An 18,954-nucleotide genomic window follows, 5' to 3' on the forward strand; every position below is an offset into this window, starting at 1 on the left:
ACCTGTGGTCCTGGGCTGCATGTCCGCTATGTAAAGTTTCTATCACTGCCCGCCGCAGCCGGTGCAGCCGTGGGAGGATGCCCACAGTTGATCCGCCGTGATCTTCCATTGCTCCGATGCTTCCTTGCACTTATCGCACAAGTCGTGGACGTCCTCCGGGTGGACCATGTCGGTAGAATGGGCCCCGCTCTGATCCACCATGTCTGCCAGCCGGCCGTAGTTATCCAACAGCGGGCAGGGGCGCAGGTAGTTTTTGCTAAAGGGCTGATTCTGCCGATAAGCCATAAACAGCGGGGATCGGTAGGCCTCCAGCAGGGTCTTATTGTGGATGTTGGAGTCCGAGTAGTGGATGAAGGCACAGGGCTCAATGTCTCCGTTGGCGTTGATGTGGCAATAGTGCCGGCCACCGGCAATACAGCCTGACACGTACTCCCCGTCGTTCCAAAAGTCCAGAGTAAAAATCGGCTTGGTTTCGCGGAACTTGCGGATCTGGTGGTACATGAACGCGCGCTGTTCAGCCGTGACCATCAGCTCCGGTACTGCATCGGTGCCCACCGGCATATAGGTGAAGAACCAGGCGAACTTGACGCCCCATTCCACCATCTGATCAAAGTATTCCTCGCTGCCGATGACATCGGTATTGGCCCTGGTGTAGCAGCAGGAGACGCCGAAGGGCAGCTTCTTCCGCTTGAGGATCTCCATCGCCCGTCTAACAGCCTGGAACGTACCCTGCCCACGGCGGGAATCGGTGGCCTGCTCAAACCCTTCCACGCTGATGGCGGGAACAAAGTTCTTTACCCGCAGCATCTCGTCGGCGAAGGCCTCGTCGATAAGCGTGGCATTGGTGAAGGACAAAAACACGCAGTCCGGGTGGCGCTCACACAGCGTAATGAGGTCCTTCTTCCGCACCAGAGGTTCTCCCCCGGTGTAAAGGTACATATAAGTGCCCAACTCCGTACCCTGCTTTACGATGGAATCCAGCGTCTCCAGGTCCATGTTCATTCGATTGCCGTACTCCGCCGCCCAGCAGCCGGTACAGTGGAGGTTGCAAGCGGAGGTCGGGTCCATCAGGATGGCCCACGGGATATTGCAGCCGTACTTCTCGCTGTTCTGGATCTGCTTGGGATAGCCCAGCAGACTGGCATTCACGATGAAGTTCTCAAACAGGGTCCTGCGTACTCCATCGTCAATGTCCGTCCAGAGGCTCTTGATCAACTGATACCAATTGCTCTCAGGGTCTTCAATCACCTTGCGAAACTGTTTCCGCGCGGGCCCGTAGACATTTTTCGTGTCCAACTGGTCCGCCCAATCAATCAGTTTGGGAAGATTGCGGTCCGGGTCCTGATCCAGGTAGCCATACACCATGGACATGCCCGCCTTTTTGAGTTGATCCATCCAACCCATACAGCCATCACTCCTTCTCTCTCAACGCGGAAACTCTCTTTATCTGTATGGTACTAAAGTCAGTATAGCACCTTCCGCCGCACCGGGCCATGGACAAAAAAGAAAAAATGTCACAAGCGGGCTCCAAATGGCTCAATAAATTGTATTTTCAGTCTGTTCCGTCAGATAACATCTGCAAAAATTCCGCCTCAGACAGAACAGTAATCCCCAGCGCATTGGCCTTGTCCAGCTTGGAGCCGGCCTCCTCCCCCGCCACCACATAGCTGGTTTTCCTGGATACGGATGAGGACACCTTGCCCCCCAGGGCCTCGATTCGGGCCCCTGCTTCCGCGCGGCTGAAGTGCTCCAGCGTGCCGGTGAGGACAAAGGTTTTCCCCGCCAGACGGTCGTCCACCGGCTGGGCCTGACTGGCCATGTTGACCCCCGCCCCCTTCAGTGAGGCGATCAGGTGCTCGGCCTGATCGCTGTGGAGCCACTCCGCCAGACTGCGGGCCGTAATCTCCCCGATATCGTCCACCGCCGTGAGTTCCTCCACTGTGGCCTGGCTCAGGCGGTCCAGCGTCCCAAAGCGGGCAGCCAACACCTTGGCCGCCTTTTGCCCCACCTGACGGATACCGAAGGCGAACAGCAGCCGGGACAGGTCCCTGGACTTGGACTTCTCAATGGCGGCTATCAGATTCTCCGCCGACTTCTGCCCCATACGCTCCAATTGAGCCACCGACTGGGCCTCCAGCCGGTAGAGGTCGCCCGGAGTGCGGACCAGCCCGGCCTTGACCAGCCCCTCTACTACCGCAGGTCCCAGACCCTCAATGTCCATGGCGTCCCGGGACGCAAAATGGGTCAGGTTGCGGAGAAGCTGGGCCGGGCACTCGGCCCCGGTGCATCGGATGGCGGCGCCGTCTTCGTCCCGCGCCACATGTGCGCCGCATACCGGACAGCGCTCCGGCAGACGATAGGGCTGCGTCCCCTCCGGCCGCTTCTCTCTTACAACGCCGACCACCTCCGGGATAATCTCTCCCGCCTTTTGGACCAGCACGGTGTCGCCAACGCGGATGTCCTTCTCCGCGATATAGTCCTGGTTGTGCAGGCTGGCGCTCTGGACCGTAGTACCTGCCAGGCGTACCGGCTCCAGCACAGCTCTGGGGGTTAGCACACCGGTCCGCCCCACCTGTACCACGATATCCAGCACCCTGGAGGGCTTTTGCTCCGGGGGATATTTATAGGCTGCAGCCCAACGCGGAAATTTCGCGGTGCTTCCCAGCAAAGAACGCTCTTGTAAGGAATTTACCTTTACAACAGCCCCATCGATATCATAGGGATAGGCAGTGCGGTTTTCCCCGATGGACCTGATACTCGCTCCTGCCTGCTCAATGGTGCTGCAGGTATCATGGGGGATCACCTTAAACCGCATGCGCTCCAGCCAGTCCAGGCTTTCCGTATGTGTTGTAAAGGAAATTCCCTCCACATACTGCACGTTGAATACGATAATGGACAACTGCCGCGCCGCCGCGATCCTGGGGTCCAACTGCCGGAGGGACCCCGCAGCGGCATTGCGCGGATTGGCAAAAAGGGCCTCTCCGTTCTGCTCCCGGTCCTCATTCAGCCGGGCAAACACCGTGCGGGGCATAAATACCTCCCCGCGGACAATCAGGTGCGGGACCGGCTCGGGCAGCTTCAGCGGAATGGCGCGGATCGTCTTGAGGTTAGCCGTCACGTCCTCCCCCACCCGTCCGTCCCCGCGGGTGGCGCCCCGGACAAAGGCGCCGTCTACATACTCCAGCGCTACCGACAGCCCGTCTACCTTAGGCTCCACGTCATATTCCGCCTCCGGCACCGCGCCCCGGACCCGCTGGTCAAACTCGGACAGCTCCCCCAGATCAAACACATCCTGGAGACTCTCCAGCGGAACCTGGTGGGTGACTGGCTGAAAGCCCTCCTGCACCTGTCCTCCGACTCGCTGTGTGGGAGAATCCGGAGTCACAAGCTCGGGATGCGCGGCCTCCAGCTCCTCCAGCCGGCGGAGCTGATGGTCATAGTCATAATCGCTCATGGTGGGGTTGTCCATCACATAATACTCATAGCCGGCCTGATTCAGCACTGTACGCAGCCGTTCGATCTCAGATTTTGCATCCATTCAGGAATCCTCCTATTTTGGCATCGAAATCGGGCGGTAAAGCGCGGGCCAATCGCCGCAGAAGCAGGAAAGCCCAGTAACCGCACAGTGCGCCCAAACGATTCAGGATAAGGTCGTTGATATCGCTGTTCCGCCCCACTCAAAGCGGTGTGATCTCCACAAAAAGGGAGCTGCACACGCCGGTCAGCAGAGCCTTCCTCCAGCCGGGCCCGTCCCATAGCAGGGCGGGGAAAAACCCCAGTGGAGCGAACATACTCAGGTTGCCCAAAAGCATAAAAGAAAACCCAGGGACCACTGGTCAGCCCCAGAGCGGCCAGGCGCCTTCTGCGCTAGGGCCGCAGACAGAAAAATACCGCCGCGGCCGCAAGGGCACTGGGCAACATCTGGAGTCCATAGTCCCAGATGTTGCCCAGATACCACAGCATCTTTTGGATCGGATTCATGGTTCCTCGTTCCCTTCTCTCTCAGGCCCCTCCCCACTGCAGGACGGTATCCGGCACCGCCCCTACGATCACCGTTTCGGCCACCGGGATCTGAGCGCCGATTTCGGTGTTCAGCGTGCTGCCCGGCAGGAGAATCTCCACCGCTACGGTCACATCCAGCAGGATCTGATGCCGGGTCTGGTTGATCCCGGCATCGGAGAGGCTGCTTTCAAACTCCGCATGTGCCGTACCCACCGCAACCACCTCTACCGGCAGTTCCACGCCCTTGCCGGACAGCAGGTTGATGCCGGTCAGGTTCCCCGCCGGTATGGCCAGCTCCGCCCGGTCCAGGCTGTCCACCGCTTCAACGGCGATGCCCAATATCCTGGTCCTCAACGCGTTAAGGGCGGCCATATCGCTGACCAAAGCGGTAATGCGCCCATTCTCGTCCGTTTCCATCCGGATCAAATCCCGATAGCCCAGCCCCAGCTCGGCCACATAGTCGGAGATGGCCCCGTCCAGCGTGCGGGTGACCACATTGGAGACCTTGGCCCTGGCTGCGGCCTCCAAAATGGGGCGCAGCCGCAGATCCACCGCCCAGATGAACAGCAGCGCCAGCCCGATCCCCAGGATGGCACTCCACAGGAGGCCTTTTCGCTTTCCGCTCCTCCGGGGCCGCCGCCGGGAAAGCCGCCGTACCCAAGCGTACCTCAGATGCATCAGAGGTCACCCCCTTATGCAAGCCTATGCGGCAGGCCGCTTGACCTATTCCCCCTTCAGCAGCTCCTCCACCGCCAGGAGCACGCCCGCCTTTCCCGACTCATAGGTGAGTCCGCCCTGAAGGTAGACCGTGTAGGGCTCCCGCATGGGGGCGTCGGCGGAGAGTTCGATGGAAGCTCCCTGAATAAAGGCCCCCGCAGCCATAATGACTTGACAGTCATAGCCGGGCATGTCCCAGGGCTCCGGGGTCACATAGGAGTCCACGGGGGCTCCCTTCTGTATCCCGCGGCAGAAGCGCTTCACCTTCTCCGGCTCGCCAAAGTGGATCATCTGAATGATATCGTGTCGGACCGCATCCGACGCCGGGTCGGCACGACAGCCCAGAAGTTCCATCAGCTTGGCGCCAAATACAGCGGTCTTCACCGCCTGGGCCACTGTATGAGGGGCAAGGAAAAGCCCTTGATAGAGCAGGCGGTTATTGCCCAGCGTAGAGCCGCACTCCCTGCCGATGCCTGGCGTGGTCAGCCGCATGGCGGCAGCTTCCACCAAGTCCCGGCGCCCCGCGATGTAACCGCCGGTGGGGGCCAGACCTCCGCCGGGGTTCTTGATGAGAGACCCCACCACCAAGTCCGCCCCCACATGGGTGGGCTCCCGGGTCTCTACAAACTCACCGTAGCAGTTGTCAACCAGGATATGGACCTCCGGCCGGACCTGGCGGACAGCCGTGCACAGGGCCTTAATCTCCTCCACAGAGAGGGAAGCCCGGGTAGCGTAGCCTCTGGAGCGCTGGATCAGCACTGCCTTGACACCGGGCTCGGCCACGGCCGCTCGAATGCCCTCCACGTCCGGCTGGCCGTCGGCGGTCACATCCACCTGGCGGTAGCCGATCCCATATTCCCTCAGAGAGCCGGGCCCCTTGTCCGACACGCCGATTACCCCCAAAAGGGTGTCATAGGGCGCTCCCACCGCCGATACCAGGGTGTCACCTGGCTTCAAAGCCCCGAACAGGGCGCAGGAGATGGCATGGGTCCCATTGACGAAGCCGATGCGGACCAGCGCGTCCTCGGTGCCAAACAAATCGGCATAGATGGCATCCAACTGGTCCCGGCCCATGTCGTCGTATCCATAGCCGGTGGTTCCGGCAAAGTAGCTCTCTGCCACGCGGTGTTTTTGAAATGCGGCCAGGACCCGCTCCGTGTTTTCCGCCGCAATGGCGTCGATGCGGGAGAACTGCTCCGTCAGGCCCCGCTCCGCCTGGGCTCCAAGCGCCCGGACACGCTCGCTCAACTGTAAAGTCATATGACTTGCTTCACTCTGCTTTCTCTATGGTTTCTTCAGCTCAAAGCCGGGCCTCGGCAAAAGCGGCTGCCAACCGGGCGCAGGCTTCCACATCCCCACGGTCCACCATCTCCACCGGGGAATGGACGTAGCGGCAGGGGATGGAAATTCCGCCGGTGAGCACGCCCATGCGTGTGGTATGGATGGACCCGGCATCGGTGCCGCCGCTCTTGATGACATCCATCTGCGCGGGAATGACCCGCTCCCTTGCCAGTTCGGAGAGCTTCTGCACCATTTCGGGATGGCAGATGACTGAGCTGTCCATCACCTTGATGGCGGCTCCGCCGCCCTGGATGCTGCTGCCCCGGTGTTTGGTACCCAGCTCGTCTCCGCTGAGGGTGACGTCCACGGCTATGCCGTAGTCCGGGTCCACGGCATAGGCCACCGTTTTGGCCCCCCGCAGCCCCAGCTCCTCCTGAGTGGTGAAGACGAAATAGAGATCGTTTTCGCTCGTTTGGAGCTGCTCCATCGCCAGCAGCAGGACGACGCAGGAGATGCGGTTGTCCATATAGGGAGAGACCAACCGGTCTCCGGCGGCAAAGGTGGGGGTATTGTAGACTGCGGTATCTCCGATCTGTACCATAGCCTTGGCCTCATCGGCGTCATGGGCACCGATGTCAATATAGAGATCATCCAGGGTCATGTCCTTGGGCTCCACCCCCTCATCCAGGGAGATCACTCCCTGTACGCCACTTTTAAACCGGACAGGGGTATGCAGGATGCTGTGGGGATGCAGGCCGCCCACCTTGCCAAAACGGAGAAAGCCCTCCTTCTCGATGTGGGTTACGATACAGCCGATGGAGTCCATATGGGCGCAGAACAGCACGCGGGAGCCAGGTCCCTTTTTATGGCAGATCAAATTCCCCATCACGTCGGTGCTGCACGCGTCCACATAGGGGGCGGCCAGTTTCTGGATGGCGTCGGCGATCTCCCGTTCGTCGCCGGAGGGACCGTGACAGGCATTGAGGGTCTGAAGCGTGTGCAGAATATCCATGATACTTCCTCCTACTGGTTGGACGAGGCGGCAATGGCCTCGATAAATTTCCGGGTCAGGGTATACATGTGGCCGAAATCGCGGATCGAGGCTACACTGGACGGGGTATGGAGGTAGCGGACCGGCGCCGATACAGCCGCCACCCGAACGCCCGCCTTGGTGCGCTGGATAGCAGAGGCGTCATTTCCGCCGGAGATATAGTCTTTGGTCTGCCAGGGAATGCCGTTCTCCTGAGCCAGACGGCGAAGCAGCTCAAAGAGCTCCCGGTCATAGGCCGTACCGCCGTCCATAAAGGAGAGCACCGGCCCTTTGCCCGGCGTAGCCACCCGTTTATGTGCCGCCGTACCGGGCAGATCGGCCGCCGTGGTGCCCTCCAGCACAAGTGCGATCTCCGGTGTGACCGAGAAGGCCGCACCGAATGCGCCGCGGGTCCCCACCTCCTCTTGCGCGGAGAATACAAAGAGGCAGTCCATGGGCAGGTCCTGCTGGATCAGCCGGAGCATGACGGCGCAGCCCACCCGGTCATCGATGGCCTTGGCCTTCAGCATCCCGTCGCCAAACTCCACCGCATCGCTTTCAAAAGCAGCCAGATCGCCCAGAGCCACCAGCGCTTCCGCCGCTTCCCGATCCTTGGCCCCGATGTCGATATACATGTCGTCCAGCTTGGGAACGGTCTTTTCCTCCTCGGCGGTCACCAGGTGATACGCCTTAAGGCCCACTACGCCGGGCACCTTCTTGTCCCCGATCCGGACCTTTTTCCCGATGACCACCCGCCGGTCGAGCCCGCCCACCGCGGCAAACTTCAGATAGCCGTCGTCCGTGATGTCGTTAATAATGAAGCCCACCTCGTCCATATGGGCGGTGAGCATCAGCTTGTGGCCGGTGGCCCGCTCCCCTTTCTTGAAGACGATCAGGTTGCCCATCACGTCGGTCCGGGTCCAGTCGGCGTAGGGCTCCGCCTTGGCGCGGATGAACTCCCGGACCGCGTCCTCAGCGCTGGAGACGCCGTCGAGGCAGCACAGCTCCTTGATGAGACTCAGCACAGCTTCCCCACCTCCTTGCCCAGATTTTCCGTAAAGGCGGCCAGCAGGGCCGCCACATGCTCGATGTCTTGGATATCCAGCACCTCGATGGGACTGTGCATATACTTCAGGGGCAGGGAGACCACCGAGGTGGCCACCCCCTCCCGCGTGACCTGCATGCCCCAGCCGTTGGTGCCGGTGTGGCCCTCCATGACCTCCGGCTGATAGGGGATGGCATTGGCCTTGGCCTTCTCGATCATGCGCTGAGTCATCCAGCGGGTCATATTGGGGCCGATGCCGATCTGCGGCCCACCCCCAATGGAGCTGCGGCGGTGGAGGTTGGCGTCCGGCGTCTTGCCGTGGGTCACGTCCACCGCTACACAGAAGTCCGGGTTGATGCCATAGGTGCCCACCTTGGCACCCGCGCCACTGACCTCCTCCCGGGTGCTGCCCATGATATAGAGGTCCACATCCAGAGGCTTGTCCTTCAGCAGCTCGGCCGCCCGTAGCAGGGTGACGAAGCAGGAGCGGTCGTCCATGGACTTGCCGCAGAGCTTGTCCCCGTCCAAGGCGAAGCTGCCGCCGCGAAAGACCATCGGGGTGCCGATTGGGATGGCCGCCTCCGCCTGCTCCTGGCTCATGCCGACATCGACGCGCAGGTCGTCAATGGGGATGGACTTTTTCATATCCTCCGCCTGGAGCACATGGGGCGGCAGGCAGGCCACAACGCCCAGGATGGGGGGCTGCGTCATTACCGTGAGCTCCCGGTCGGGCAGCATCCTGGGGTCTACCCCGCCGATGGTGCGGAAGCGGAGAAAGCCCTCCTCGATGCCGGTGACCATGAGGCCGATCTCGTCCAGATGGGCGTCCAGCAGCAGCTTCTTCGCGCCCGGTCTGCCGCACAGGCGCACGCCGATGGCATTGCCGAAGCGGTCTACCGCCGCCTCATCCACATAGGGACGCATCAGCTCCACGGCCTGCTCGGCCACCGCCCGCTCAAAGCCGGAGGGGCCCGCCATGGAACATAGAGTATCCAGTGTCTTGCGAATGTCCAATGAATTCACTCCTTGCCGTGACGTTTGCGGGGCCGCCCCCGGATGGAGACGGCCTCTGGACGCCACTTATTCTCTTTACAGCTCGTAGATGATCTTCTTGAATGCCTCGCCCCGCTGAGCAAAGTTCTTAAACTGGTCAAAGGAAGCGCAGGCCGGCGAGAGAATCACCACATCCCCCGGCTTGGCCATGCTGTGGGCCGCCAGGACCGCCTCGGTAAAACCGTCGTACTTGGTGATGGGCGGCTGCCCGTGATACTCCGGGCACCCGCGGACCGCGGCGCTGATCTTGTCCGCCGTCGCGCCGGTGAGAATCAGGTGCTTGACGTGAGCCACCACCTCCGGTCCCAGCACGTCAAAGGGAATGTGCTTGTCGTAGCCGCCGGCGATCAGGATGACCTTTTCCGCAAAGGAGCGCAGCCCGGCCATGGTCCGCGACGGGCTGGAGGCGATGGAGTCGTTGTAGTAGCGCACGCCGTCCAGCGTCCGCACCAGCTCGATACGGTGCTCCACGCCGCCAAACCGGGCGGCAAAGCCCCGAATGACCTCGTCCGGTACCAGTCCGTCCACGGCGGCGATGGCCGCCATGTAGTTCTCCACGTTGTGGTCGCCGGGCAGGAGGATGTCTTTCAGCGGAAGCACCGGGCGGGCACGCACCTCGTTGGCCACCCAGATGGCCCCGTCCTTGAGGTAGACGCCCCGCTCCAGCTCCTCCCGGCGGCTGAATTCCATCACCCGGCCGGGAGCCGTCTCCGCAAAGCCGTGGGTAATGGCGTTGTCCCGGTTGAACACAGCCTTTTCGTCATCGTTTTGGTGAATAAAGATATTTTCCTTGGCGGCCACATACTCGCTCATGGACTTGTGGACATCCAGATGGTTGGGGGCCAGGTTGGTGACCACCGCGATCTCCGGGCTCAGGTCCATGGTCATGAGCTGGAAGGAGGACAGCTCCAGTACCGCCCAGTCCTGGGGCTCCATACCGTAGACGTCGGCCAGCAAAGGTTTTCCGATGTTGCCGCCGAGGTAGGTGTTGTGCCCGGCGGCTTTGAGCAGAGAGGCGATGATGGTGGTGGTGGTGGTCTTGCCGTCGCTGCCCGTCACACCGATGGTGTGGCAGGGGCAGACCTGAAAAAACACCTCCATCTCTGAGGTGACGACGCTTCCCCGGGCCTGTGCCTCCAGCAGCGACGGCACGTCCGGGCGCATTCCCGGCGTACGGAAGATCACCTCCTGATCCAGTCCCTCCAGATAGCGTTCCCCTAACTGCAGGCAAGCGCCAAGGCTCTCCAGCTCCTCGCAGAGCCCCCCAAACTCCTCCCGCTTATTCTTGTCACAGGCTGTCACGGAAATACCCTCTCGAAGGAGCATTTTGATCAGCGGCGTGTTGGATACGCCGATCCCGATGACAGCCACTCGTTTTCCCTTGAGACCGGCCAGATACTCCCTGATGTCCATACTGCCGTCCCCCTTTGCTTCTAAAATCAACTGGAATCACTCGATGAATGCAATTATTATACTGTATCCAGCCAAATATTTCAATCGAATCCGCACCGGTTACAGAGTGTTTGACTTTCCCTCCTGGATGAGGTACAATAAGATCCGCAAGTAAGCTGGACAGTCGCGTGAGCAGGCCGAAAGGCCGCGCATGAGGAAAGTCCGGGCTCCACAGGGCAAGGATAACGGGTAACGCCCGCCGGAGGCAACTCCAGGAAAAGTGCAACAGAGAGATACCGCCTTGCCCCTCACGGGGAACGAGGTAAGGGTGGAAAGGCGAGGTAAGAGCTCACCCGATGGCTGGAAACTGCCCATCGCTGTAAACTCTATCCGGAGCAACACCGTGGAGGGACACAAAGGCCGGCCCGGCCGTCCCGAGGAGGTGGCTGGAACGCGCCGGCGACGGCGCGTCTAGATAGATGACTGTCTTCAATGACAGAACCCGGCTTACAGGTTTGCTTGCAAATATGGGGTCCGAAGGCTGATCGCCTCCGGACCCCTGTTTTATGCCCGGGTCAGGCTCCCATCCGGTCAAAGCGGCGGGCGGTCCATGACCGTCCGCCGCATATGGATCGGATCTGTTGCTTATTCCTGCTCCCAGTTATGGTACACGTTCTGGACATCCTCGTTCTCTTCCAGAAGGTCGATGAGCTTCTCCATGTTTTTGATATCCTCTTCGCTCTCCAGCTTGACATAGTTCTGAGGGACCATCTCCACTTTAGCGGAAACGAAGCTGTATCCCTTCTCCTCCAGCGCCGCCAGCACGGTGCCGAAGCCGTCAGGGGTGGTGGTGATTTCAAAGCACTCGTCGTCGGAGGCATCCATGTCGTCGGCCCCGGCATCCAGCGCGTCCATCATAACGGTGTCCTCGTCCAGATCTTCCTTTTCGATGACGATGACGCCCTTCTGATCAAAGGACCAGGAGACACAGCCGGTGGCGCCCAGCCCCTTGCCGTACTTATCCAGCAGATGGCGCACCTCGGGAGCGGTGCGGTTGCGGTTATCGGTGAGTGCCTCCACGATGACGGCCACACCGGAGGGACCATAGCCCTCATACACCACGCTCTCGTAGCTGTCGGCATTGCCGGAGCCCAGAGCCTTGTCGATGGTGCGCTTGATGTTGTCGTTGGGCATATTGGCGGCCTTGGCCTTGGCCACGACGGTGGCCAGCCGGGAGTTGTTGTTGGGGTCGCCGCTGCCGCCCTGCTTGACCGCCACGATCATCTCGCGGGCGATTTTGGTGAAAATCTGAGAGCGCTTGGCGTCCGCCGCGCCCTTGGTTTTCTGAATATTGTGCCACTTGGAGTGTCCAGACATAATATCGATCCCTTCTCGAAAATTGGCAAAAGCATTTTATCACAAGCCTTTGCAGATGGCAACCCCCCACGGCCCCACAGCGCTTATAAATAGGAAAAAACCTCGCCATGGACGGCTGAAATCCGCACTTCAAGGCCCGGAAAGGCCCGTTTCAGACGCTCCGCCAGCACCGGGCAAATCACGTTTTCCGTTGGAAAATGTCCCGCGTCGATCAGGTTGAGCCCCAGCGCCCTGGCATCCAGGAAGCCGTTATATTTTACATCCGAGGTGATAAAGGTATCGCATCCCTGGGCGAGGGCGTCCCCCATCAGATCGCCGCAGGCACCGCCGCCCACCGCCACCCGGCGGATCGGCCGTCCGGCGTCCACGTAGCGCACGCCGTTAGCCTGCAAAGCCGTTTTCACCTGGGCGGCATAGTCTGCCAGCGTGACAACTGTCTTTCCTTTCAGCACCCCTACCCTGCCGATCCCATAGGGGGCGCCGTTCTCATCCACGCCGCTGGTCTGAAGCATTTCAATTTCCGTCAGGCCTACGGCCCGGGCCAAGGCGTCGTTGACACCCCCGGCCACGGCATCCAGGTTGGTGTGGGCGCAGACGGCGGCGATGCCGCCCTCGGCCAGAGCCAGCAGAATGCGTCCCGTGGGGTCCTGATCGGTCACCGAGCGGGCGGGATGAAAAATAACGGGATGGTGAGAGACGATGAGCTCCGCCTTCCACTCCGACGCCTCCCGCACCACCTCTTCCGTGATGTCCAGAGAAACTAGAATGCGCGTTACCTGCCGCCCTCCCCTGCCCACCAGAAAGCCTGCGTTGTCAAACGACATCTGATAGGAAAACGGAGCCAGTTGATCCACAAATGCATAGATTTCATTTACCGTTGCCATTTGTCCCACTCCTCTTTCATCCGTGCCAGATCGGCGTACCGCTCGGTGAGTTCCTCCAGCCTCCCCGCGTCTCCCGGCTTGGTGGAGCGGCGCAGCCCCTCCAGGGCGCGGCTGGTACGGTTGAGCAGCAGAGTCAAATACTCTGTCCTCCAGGGGCTGTCCATACCCCGGTATTGCCGTCCGGCCCAGGCTTCGCCCGGACTCAGCGCCGACATCGGGCCGGGGCGCGCCTGCATGGTATGGTACAGGGTCTCCCCCTCCCGGATCAGTTCCTCCCGCTGGATGGAAAAGCCGTGCCCCGCCAGCCAGAGCCGCAGGTCCGGCACAGAGGTCATCGGCTGAAGCAGGAAGGTATGTTCCCCCTCCCGGGTCCAAGCCGCGGTCTCCAGGATAGAGGCGATGGTCTCCCCGCCCATCCCGGCAACGGCAATCACATCCGCCTCTTCCGGCCGTACCGGCGCAAGGCCGTCTCCCAGCCGGAAGGAGATCCGCTCCGTCAGGCCGTGCCGGGCAGCCGTCTGGCGCGCCCGCTGCAAGGGCCCCTCCCGCAGATCGGTGGCAATCGCCTGCTCAATTACACCCTGCTCCAGCAGCCAGACCGGGAGCCGGGCGTGGTCGGTCCCCACGTCGGCAAAGCGTGCGCCCCGGGGCACCTGACGGGACAGGGCCAGCAGCCGCGGCGTCAGCATAATCGGTCTCACTTGGTTCGCCTCACCTTCTGTCCGCGCATTTCACAGCACATGGTAATCGGGACAGATATCCTCCGAAATCCGCCGGGGATGACGCCCAACGGCTGAAAGCCCAGCCGCTTCCCCTGAAGCAGGCAGTCCAAGACCGGGTCCCGGTCACCATAGGCTCTTACGTATACGCTCATTTCTGCTGGTCCCTCTTTTCTGCACAAGAAAAAGCGGAGCGGCGACGCCGCTCCGCTTTCCTCTGGTTTTTACTTCACAGCCGCCAGCACGGAATTGACCTTTTCCAGCAGAGCGTTCACGTCCACGCCGTGGACCATGCAGGCCTGCTCCACGGTCTCGCCGCGGGAGGAGGGGCAGCCCAGGCAGTGCATGCCGATGGACAGGAAAATGGGAGCCGTCTCGGGGGCGATATCCAGAATGTCGCCGATGATGGTATCTTTGGTGATCTGAGCCATTGAAAACTACCTCCAAATGAGTAGGAATTAGGGTATGCTTTAGTATACCCCATAATCCCGCATATTTCAATAGTCAATTCTCTCCCTGGACAGAAAAAGAGGACGCCGCAATGCGGCGCCCTCTTTTTGCGTTCCTGGATTAGCCCTGCTCACGCATACGAGCAAAGCACTCGCTGCAGTAGACAGGCCGATCGGACTTGGGCTCGAAGGGAACCTTGGCCTCGCCGCCGCAGGCAGCGCAGGTCGCAGTGAAATACTCGCGGGGGCCGCGGGCGGCCTGCTTGCGGGCATCACGGCAGGACTTGCAGCGCTGGGGCTCGTTCTGGAAGCCGCGCTCGGCATAGAACTCCTGCTCACCAGCGGTGAACACGAACTCCTGGCCACATTCCTTGCACACTAAAGTCTTGTCTTCGTACATGATTTTTCCCTCTCTTTGACTCGTTTGCCCAGGTCCGGAATAAACCGACAGTGCTGGGTCTGTAATATTGCGTTCAGCCTTGGCTGAAATCGCCAGATGAAAGGTGCTGCGCCACCTTGCGCCGAATGCGCTGCACAGCGTTGTCCACCGCTTTCGGGGACCGGTCGACCTCTGACGCGATCTCCACATAGGATAGACCGCGCAGGTAGAGGTCCAGAATTTGTGCTTCGAAGCCGGATAACTGCCCCTTGAGCGTCCCCAGCCGTTCCCGTCGCTCTTCCCTGCTGATCAACATATCCTCAGGGTTCTGCTGAGGCTGCCGGGATGCGCTGAGTGGATAACTGTCGGTGTTCCCATCTAAAAGAGGGGTTTCGTAAGAGACATAGTGATTGAGCGGGGTATGCTTATCTCTGGCTGCCGCCCGAATGGCGGAGAGAATGCGATTTCGAATGCAGGTTTCGGCATAGGTGCGAAAGGAGCTTCCCTTACCAGGGTCGTACTCCCGAATCGCGTTGAGCAGTCCCACCATGCCCTCCTGGATGAGGTCCTCGCTGTCGCCCCCGGCCAGAAAATAGGGCCGGGCACAAACACGCACCAGGCGGTTGTAACGCATCACAAGGGCTTCCTCTGCGATGCGGTCGCCTGATGCGGCCAACGAACACAGCGCCTCGTCTGCAGTTGGATTCTGGGTGGTGTAAACTGATTTCATGCCTGAACTCCTTGAGTATTATAGGGCGAAATAGGGTGCAATGTCAAGCGTTTATGCAGATTATTTTATGAAATTAAAAAATTTCACAGCCTTTTTATGACATTTGCCAAGAGTTCCGCCGACGTTTGGGCCGTTTCCTCGCTCTGGGCCTCCACCATAACGCGTATGAGTGCCTCCGTGCCGGAGGGACGCACCAGTACACGGCCATTCTCCCCCAACACCGCCTCCTGCTCCGCCACGGCCGCCCGCAACGCTTCGGACGCCATAATGGACCTCTTCTGGGCGTTATCGGTCACCGCCACATTGACCAGCACCTGGGGATACTGCCTGCAGTCGGCCACCAAGCGGGAGGCGGGCACTCCCGCGCTGTGGAGCAGGCTGAGAAATTGCAGAGCCGTCAGTTCTCCATCGCCGGTGGTGGCGTGCTCCAGGAAGATCATATGGCCGGACTGTTCGCCTCCCAGCCGATATCCGTTGGCAACCATGCACTCCAGTACGTTGCGGTCCCCTACGTCGGTACAGACCACCTGCATCCCGTTTTCACGGACAAAGCGGTGCAGACCGATGTTGGACATGACCGTGGCCACCACGGTACCGCCCGTGAGCTTCCCCTGCTCCTGCAGCCAGCGGCCGCAGACCGCCATGATCTGGTCGCCGTCAATGGTCTCGCCCCGCTCACTGACCAGCAGGCAACGGTCTGCGTCGCCATCGAAAGCCACGCCCAGATCATAGCCTCCTGCCTGGACCATGGCGGCCAGGCCCTCCAGATGGGTGGAGCCGCACCCGGCGTTGATGTTCACGCCGTCCGGGTCGGCATTGATGACGTCCGTATGCAGATCGGAGAAACGGTCAAACAGCCGGGCGGCTGTAGCCGAGGCCGCGCCGTTGGCGCAGTCCACCAGGATGCGCAGGCCGGCCAGATCCGAGTCCACCGTGGACACCAGGTGGTCGATATAATCCTCCGACGCCTTGGGGGCCACATAATGGACTCGTCCGATCTCCCCGTGGGTCTTGCGGGGGACCTTGTTGGTGCCGTTCAGGATGATATCCTCAATTTTTTCCTCCAGCTCGTCGGAGAGCTTGAAGCCCTGCCCGTTAAAGATCTTAATGCCATTGTGCTCAAAGGGGTTGTGCGAAGCGGAGATGACGATGCCGGCGTCGGCCTTCTCATCCAGCGTCACCCAGGCCACTGCCGGGGTAGGGATGGTTCCCAGATCCAGCACGTCGGCCCCGGCGGAGCACAGCCCCCCAATCAGCGCCCCTTTCAGCAGGTCGCAGGAGATGCGCGTATCCTTGCCGATGGTGAACAGCGGCCTTCCGTCCTTCTTCTCTTCTGAGAGGACCTGCGCGGCGGCGAGGCCCACTTTATAGGCCAGCTCGGCGTCCAGGCCGGCGTTGACCACGCCGCGGATACCGTCTGTGCCAAACAGTCTACCCATTCTACATCAGCTCCCGACTATGTCATGATAGCTCCATCTGCTCCTGGCCAAAATAGGCCAGGCCCAGATGTCCGTATGCTTTTTTGGTGACACACCGCCCTCTGGGGGTGCGGGTGAGGAAGCCCATCTGCATCAAATACGGCTCGTAGACATCCTCCAGAGTGACGGCCTCCTCGTTGATGGTGGCGGCCAGGGTCTCCAGGCCTACGGGGCCACCTCCGTAGTGCTCAATGATGCTGCGGAGCATCCGGCGGTCGATGGTGTCCAGCCCCAGGTGGTCCACCTCCAGGGCGGTCAGGGCCTGGTCGGCCACGGAGCGGGTAATGACGCCGCCGGCCTTGACCTGGGCAAAATCCCGCACCCGCCGGAGCATCCGGTTGGCGATCCGGGGCGTGCCTCGGCTGCGTTTGGCGATCTCCATGGCCCCCTCGTCCTCGATGGGGACACCCAGGATACCGGCGGAGCGGGTGACGATGAGGCAAAGCTCCTCCGGGGTGTAGAGCTCCAGACGCAGGGTGACGCCGAACCGGTCCCGGAGCGGCGCGGAGAGCTGGCCCGCCCGGGTGGTAGCCCCGATCAGGGTGAATTTTGGCAGGTCCAGACGGATGGAGTTGGCCGAAGGCCCCTTGCCGATGATGATGTCGATGGCGTAGTCCTCCATGGCCGGGTAGAGAATCTCCTCCACCGAGCGGTTAAGCCGGTGGATCTCGTCCACAAAGAGGATGTCGTTTTCGTTCAGGTTGGTCAGCAGGGCCGCCAGGTCGCCGGGCTTTTCGATGGCAGGCCCGGAGGTAATGCGAATATTGACCCCCATCTCGTTGGCAATGATACCGCTGAGGGTGGTCTTGCCCAGCCCCGGGGGTCCGTGCAGCAGCACATGGTCCAGGGGCTCATGGCGCATTTTGGCCGCCTGGATAAAGATCTCCAGGTTTCCCTTGGCCTTCTTCTGGCCAATGTATTCGCTCAGGGTCTTGGGGCGGAGGGAGTATTCCCCCTCGTCCTCCCGCAGCAGCGAGGTGGTTACCAGAGGCTGCTCCGTCTCAAAGCCCTCGCTGGAAAAGTCGATGCTCAAACACCCCGCCCCCTCTTGATTCGATATCGTTCCGCCCGCATGCTATTTCACCATCTTTTTCAGGGCCTGCTTGATGACGTCCTCCAGCTTGAGATTCTCCACGTCAATGCCCTTCAGGGCCACGGAGACCTCCTGGGTGCTGTAGCCCAGCACCGCCAGGGCGGCGGCGGCCTCAGTGGATTTGTTCTCCGGAATGATGGTCACGCCGGTACCGCCGTAGGGCTCCCCGCCCGCCGTCATCTGCCCCTTGGCCAGCTTGTCCTTCAGCTCCAATATGATGCGCTGTGCAATCTTCTTTCCGATGCCCGGCGCCACGGTGAGGGCTTTTTCATCCCCGGTGATGATGCTCATCGCCAACCCCTCCGGCGAGGTGGAGGACAGGATGGACAGGGCCGCCTTGGGACCCACGCCGGACACACCGATGAGTTCCAGGAAGCAGTTCTTCTCCTCCTCCGTGGCGAAGCCGTAAAGCTCGAAGATCTCCTCCCGCACATAGAGGTGGGTGTAGAGCTTGGCGCTCTCCCCCACCTTGAGCCGGGCCAGGGTATTGTGGGTGGTGCGGCAGGCGTAGCCCACCCCGCCGCAGTCCACAACCGCCAGATAGGGGGCCATATGGGCCACCGTCCCCTTCAAATAATAAAACATGGTGGATGCTCCTATTTCTTTCGTACTTCATAGCGCCCGCTGCCCGGCCGGGCAGCTTCGGGGCTTTGCAGGCGGGAGGTACGGGAGCGGGCGTGGCACAGGGCGATGGCCACTGCGTCCGCCGCGTCGTCCGGCCGCGGAACGGCGCGGAGTGCCAGAAGCCGCCTGGTCATCTCCATAACCTGCCGCTTTTCCGCTTTTCCATAACCCGCCACCGCGAGCTTGACTTCCGACGGGCTGTACTCAAAGATCGGCACGGCCTGCCGCTCCGCCTCGGTCAGAATGACGCCCCGCGCCTGGGCCACGCTGATGCCGGTGGTCACGTTGTTGTTGAAATAGAGCTCCTCCACCGCCATGGCATCCGGCTGGAACACCGTCAGCAATTCGCTCATATCGTTGGATATTTGCAGCAGTCGGGCTGGCAGAGGCTGTCCGGCGGGGGTGGTGATGGTCCCGCACCGGATCAGGCGCGTAGTCCCCCGCTCTGCCTCCAAAACCCCGAATCCCACAATGGCAAAGCCGGGGTCAATCCCTAAAATGACCATGGATACCTCCCAGTGTTCATACAAGGGATATTGTACCACGGCCGGCGGGCCGACGCAACCAAAAAACCCGGAACAAGATGCTCCGATCTGCGGCCGCATTTCCTTCCGGCCTCAGGAAGGCGAAAAGCCTCTCCCCAGTCTATGCATTCCGATTGCTTTATACGACAGGTTCTGCTATAATATGTTTCAATAATG

At 61.0% G+C, this 18,954-nt stretch carries 19 protein-coding genes and 1 other RNA gene; 1 reads left to right on the plus strand and 19 read right to left on the minus strand.

The genetic code is table 11. The annotated features are described in order from the left end of the window. Nucleotides 1-42: 42 nt before the first annotated feature. The 8 genes from BN2154_RS08425 to murD all read right to left on the minus strand — a co-directional run bounded on the left by BN2154_RS08425 (nucleotide 43) and on the right by murD (nucleotide 10,541). Nucleotides 43-1,404 (minus strand): radical SAM/SPASM domain-containing protein, encoded by a 1,362-nt coding sequence (locus BN2154_RS08425; protein WP_050618390.1) that lies wholly within the window; start codon nucleotides 1,402-1,404, stop codon nucleotides 43-45. 148 nt (nucleotides 1,405-1,552) lie between these two features. After that, nucleotides 1,553-3,538, minus strand: a complete 1,986-nt coding sequence (gene ligA, locus BN2154_RS08430) for an NAD-dependent DNA ligase LigA (protein ID WP_050618391.1) — start codon at nucleotides 3,536-3,538, stop codon at nucleotides 1,553-1,555. Between the two features lie 464 nt (nucleotides 3,539-4,002). Continuing rightward, a complete protein-coding gene (gene yunB, locus BN2154_RS08435; RefSeq protein ID WP_050618392.1) occupies nucleotides 4,003-4,680 on the minus strand; it encodes a sporulation protein YunB in 678 nt (225 codons plus the stop codon). 45 nt (nucleotides 4,681-4,725) lie between these two features. Next, nucleotides 4,726-5,979, minus strand: coding sequence for a methionine gamma-lyase family protein (locus BN2154_RS08440; RefSeq protein ID WP_050618393.1), 1,254 nt, complete (start codon nucleotides 5,977-5,979; stop codon nucleotides 4,726-4,728). A gap of 40 nt (nucleotides 5,980-6,019) precedes the next feature. Next, on the minus strand, nucleotides 6,020-7,012 hold the full coding sequence (locus tag BN2154_RS08445) for a M42 family metallopeptidase (RefSeq protein ID WP_050618394.1): 993 nt from the start codon (nucleotides 7,010-7,012) through the stop codon (nucleotides 6,020-6,022). 11 nt (nucleotides 7,013-7,023) lie between these two features. Next, nucleotides 7,024-8,055, minus strand: coding sequence for a M42 family metallopeptidase (locus tag BN2154_RS08450; RefSeq protein ID WP_050618395.1), 1,032 nt, complete (start codon nucleotides 8,053-8,055; stop codon nucleotides 7,024-7,026). Then, the gene (locus BN2154_RS08455; protein WP_242853723.1) at nucleotides 8,049-9,089 is read right to left on the minus strand and encodes a zinc-binding metallopeptidase family protein; all 1,041 of its coding nucleotides are present in this window, start codon (nucleotides 9,087-9,089) and stop codon (nucleotides 8,049-8,051) included. Before BN2154_RS08455 ends, BN2154_RS08450 begins: the two co-directional genes overlap by 7 nt. 75 nt (nucleotides 9,090-9,164) lie before the next feature. Beyond that, nucleotides 9,165-10,541, minus strand: a complete 1,377-nt coding sequence (gene murD, locus BN2154_RS08460; RefSeq protein WP_050618396.1) for a UDP-N-acetylmuramoyl-L-alanine--D-glutamate ligase — start codon at nucleotides 10,539-10,541, stop codon at nucleotides 9,165-9,167. 147 nt (nucleotides 10,542-10,688) lie between these two features. Between murD and rnpB the strand changes: the two genes are divergently transcribed. Beyond that, an RNA gene (rnpB, locus tag BN2154_RS14975) (RNase P RNA component class A) lies at nucleotides 10,689-11,046 on the plus strand. Between the two features lie 119 nt (nucleotides 11,047-11,165). On the opposite strand, the gene BN2154_RS08465 is transcribed toward rnpB, so the two are convergent. From BN2154_RS08465 to ruvC, 11 genes are all read right to left on the minus strand, one after another. Continuing rightward, a complete protein-coding gene (locus BN2154_RS08465; protein WP_050618397.1) occupies nucleotides 11,166-11,897 on the minus strand; it encodes a YebC/PmpR family DNA-binding transcriptional regulator in 732 nt (243 codons plus the stop codon). Between the two features lie 83 nt (nucleotides 11,898-11,980). Continuing rightward, nucleotides 11,981-12,781 (minus strand): Nif3-like dinuclear metal center hexameric protein, encoded by an 801-nt coding sequence (locus BN2154_RS08470; RefSeq protein ID WP_050618398.1) that lies wholly within the window; start codon nucleotides 12,779-12,781, stop codon nucleotides 11,981-11,983. After that, nucleotides 12,769-13,470 carry a tRNA (adenine(22)-N(1))-methyltransferase gene (locus BN2154_RS08475; protein ID WP_242853724.1) on the minus strand — a complete coding sequence of 234 codons (702 nt, stop codon included), beginning with the start codon at nucleotides 13,468-13,470 and terminating at the stop codon, nucleotides 12,769-12,771. Before BN2154_RS08475 ends, BN2154_RS08470 begins: the two co-directional genes overlap by 13 nt. A gap of 8 nt (nucleotides 13,471-13,478) precedes the next feature. Next, complete coding sequence (locus BN2154_RS15745; protein ID WP_154666659.1) at nucleotides 13,479-13,655, minus strand: hypothetical protein; 177 nt, start codon at nucleotides 13,653-13,655, stop codon at nucleotides 13,479-13,481. Between the two features lie 69 nt (nucleotides 13,656-13,724). Next, nucleotides 13,725-13,931, minus strand: a complete 207-nt coding sequence (locus BN2154_RS08480) for a DUF1858 domain-containing protein (RefSeq protein ID WP_050618400.1) — start codon at nucleotides 13,929-13,931, stop codon at nucleotides 13,725-13,727. A gap of 139 nt (nucleotides 13,932-14,070) precedes the next feature. After that, nucleotides 14,071-14,349 carry a zinc-ribbon domain containing protein gene (locus BN2154_RS08485; protein WP_050618401.1) on the minus strand — a complete coding sequence of 93 codons (279 nt, stop codon included), beginning with the start codon at nucleotides 14,347-14,349 and terminating at the stop codon, nucleotides 14,071-14,073. A gap of 73 nt (nucleotides 14,350-14,422) precedes the next feature. Beyond that, the gene (locus BN2154_RS08490; RefSeq protein WP_050618402.1) at nucleotides 14,423-15,058 is read right to left on the minus strand and encodes a sigma-70 family RNA polymerase sigma factor; all 636 of its coding nucleotides are present in this window, start codon (nucleotides 15,056-15,058) and stop codon (nucleotides 14,423-14,425) included. Nucleotides 15,059-15,141: 83 nt separating this feature from the next. Next, complete coding sequence (gene glmM / locus BN2154_RS08495; RefSeq protein WP_050618403.1) at nucleotides 15,142-16,497, minus strand: phosphoglucosamine mutase; 1,356 nt, start codon at nucleotides 16,495-16,497, stop codon at nucleotides 15,142-15,144. 22 nt (nucleotides 16,498-16,519) lie between these two features. After that, nucleotides 16,520-17,569, minus strand: a complete 1,050-nt coding sequence (gene ruvB / locus BN2154_RS08500) for a Holliday junction branch migration DNA helicase RuvB (RefSeq protein ID WP_094762428.1) — start codon at nucleotides 17,567-17,569, stop codon at nucleotides 16,520-16,522. Between the two features lie 42 nt (nucleotides 17,570-17,611). Further along, entirely contained in the window at nucleotides 17,612-18,214 is a 603-nt protein-coding gene (gene ruvA, locus BN2154_RS08505) for a Holliday junction branch migration protein RuvA (protein ID WP_050618404.1), read from the minus strand. A gap of 11 nt (nucleotides 18,215-18,225) precedes the next feature. Continuing rightward, nucleotides 18,226-18,759 (minus strand): crossover junction endodeoxyribonuclease RuvC, encoded by a 534-nt coding sequence (gene ruvC, locus BN2154_RS08510; protein ID WP_050618405.1) that lies wholly within the window; start codon nucleotides 18,757-18,759, stop codon nucleotides 18,226-18,228. Between the last annotated feature and the right edge of the window lie 195 nt (nucleotides 18,760-18,954).

This window comes from Intestinimonas massiliensis (ex Afouda et al. 2020), from assembly GCF_001244995.1.
Taxonomy (GTDB): Bacteria; Bacillota; Clostridia; order Oscillospirales; family Oscillospiraceae; genus Intestinimonas; species Intestinimonas massiliensis.

Coding starts and splice junctions, on each gene's coding strand:
- BN2154_RS08425 (WP_050618390.1), bottom strand. CDS start 1,404: ATGGGTTGGATGGATCAACTCAAAAAGGCGGGCATGTCCATGGTGTAT.
- ligA (WP_050618391.1), bottom strand. CDS start 3,538: ATGGATGCAAAATCTGAGATCGAACGGCTGCGTACAGTGCTGAATCAG.
- yunB (WP_050618392.1), bottom strand. CDS start 4,680: ATGCATCTGAGGTACGCTTGGGTACGGCGGCTTTCCCGGCGGCGGCCC.
- BN2154_RS08440 (WP_050618393.1), bottom strand. CDS start 5,979: ATGACTTTACAGTTGAGCGAGCGTGTCCGGGCGCTTGGAGCCCAGGCG.
- BN2154_RS08445 (WP_050618394.1), bottom strand. CDS start 7,012: ATGGATATTCTGCACACGCTTCAGACCCTCAATGCCTGTCACGGTCCC.
- murD (WP_050618396.1), bottom strand. CDS start 10,541: ATGGACATCAGGGAGTATCTGGCCGGTCTCAAGGGAAAACGAGTGGCT.
- BN2154_RS08465 (WP_050618397.1), bottom strand. CDS start 11,897: ATGTCTGGACACTCCAAGTGGCACAATATTCAGAAAACCAAGGGCGCG.
- BN2154_RS08470 (WP_050618398.1), bottom strand. CDS start 12,781: ATGGCAACGGTAAATGAAATCTATGCATTTGTGGATCAACTGGCTCCG.
- BN2154_RS08475 (WP_242853724.1), bottom strand. CDS start 13,470: ATGCTGACGCCGCGGCTGCTGGCCCTGTCCCGTCAGGTGCCCCGGGGC.
- BN2154_RS15745 (WP_154666659.1), bottom strand. CDS start 13,655: ATGAGCGTATACGTAAGAGCCTATGGTGACCGGGACCCGGTCTTGGAC.
- BN2154_RS08480 (WP_050618400.1), bottom strand. CDS start 13,931: ATGGCTCAGATCACCAAAGATACCATCATCGGCGACATTCTGGATATC.
- BN2154_RS08485 (WP_050618401.1), bottom strand. CDS start 14,349: ATGTACGAAGACAAGACTTTAGTGTGCAAGGAATGTGGCCAGGAGTTC.
- BN2154_RS08490 (WP_050618402.1), bottom strand. CDS start 15,058: ATGAAATCAGTTTACACCACCCAGAATCCAACTGCAGACGAGGCGCTG.
- glmM (WP_050618403.1), bottom strand. CDS start 16,497: ATGGGTAGACTGTTTGGCACAGACGGTATCCGCGGCGTGGTCAACGCC.
- ruvA (WP_050618404.1), bottom strand. CDS start 18,214: ATGTTTTATTATTTGAAGGGGACGGTGGCCCATATGGCCCCCTATCTG.
- ruvC (WP_050618405.1), bottom strand. CDS start 18,759: ATGGTCATTTTAGGGATTGACCCCGGCTTTGCCATTGTGGGATTCGGG.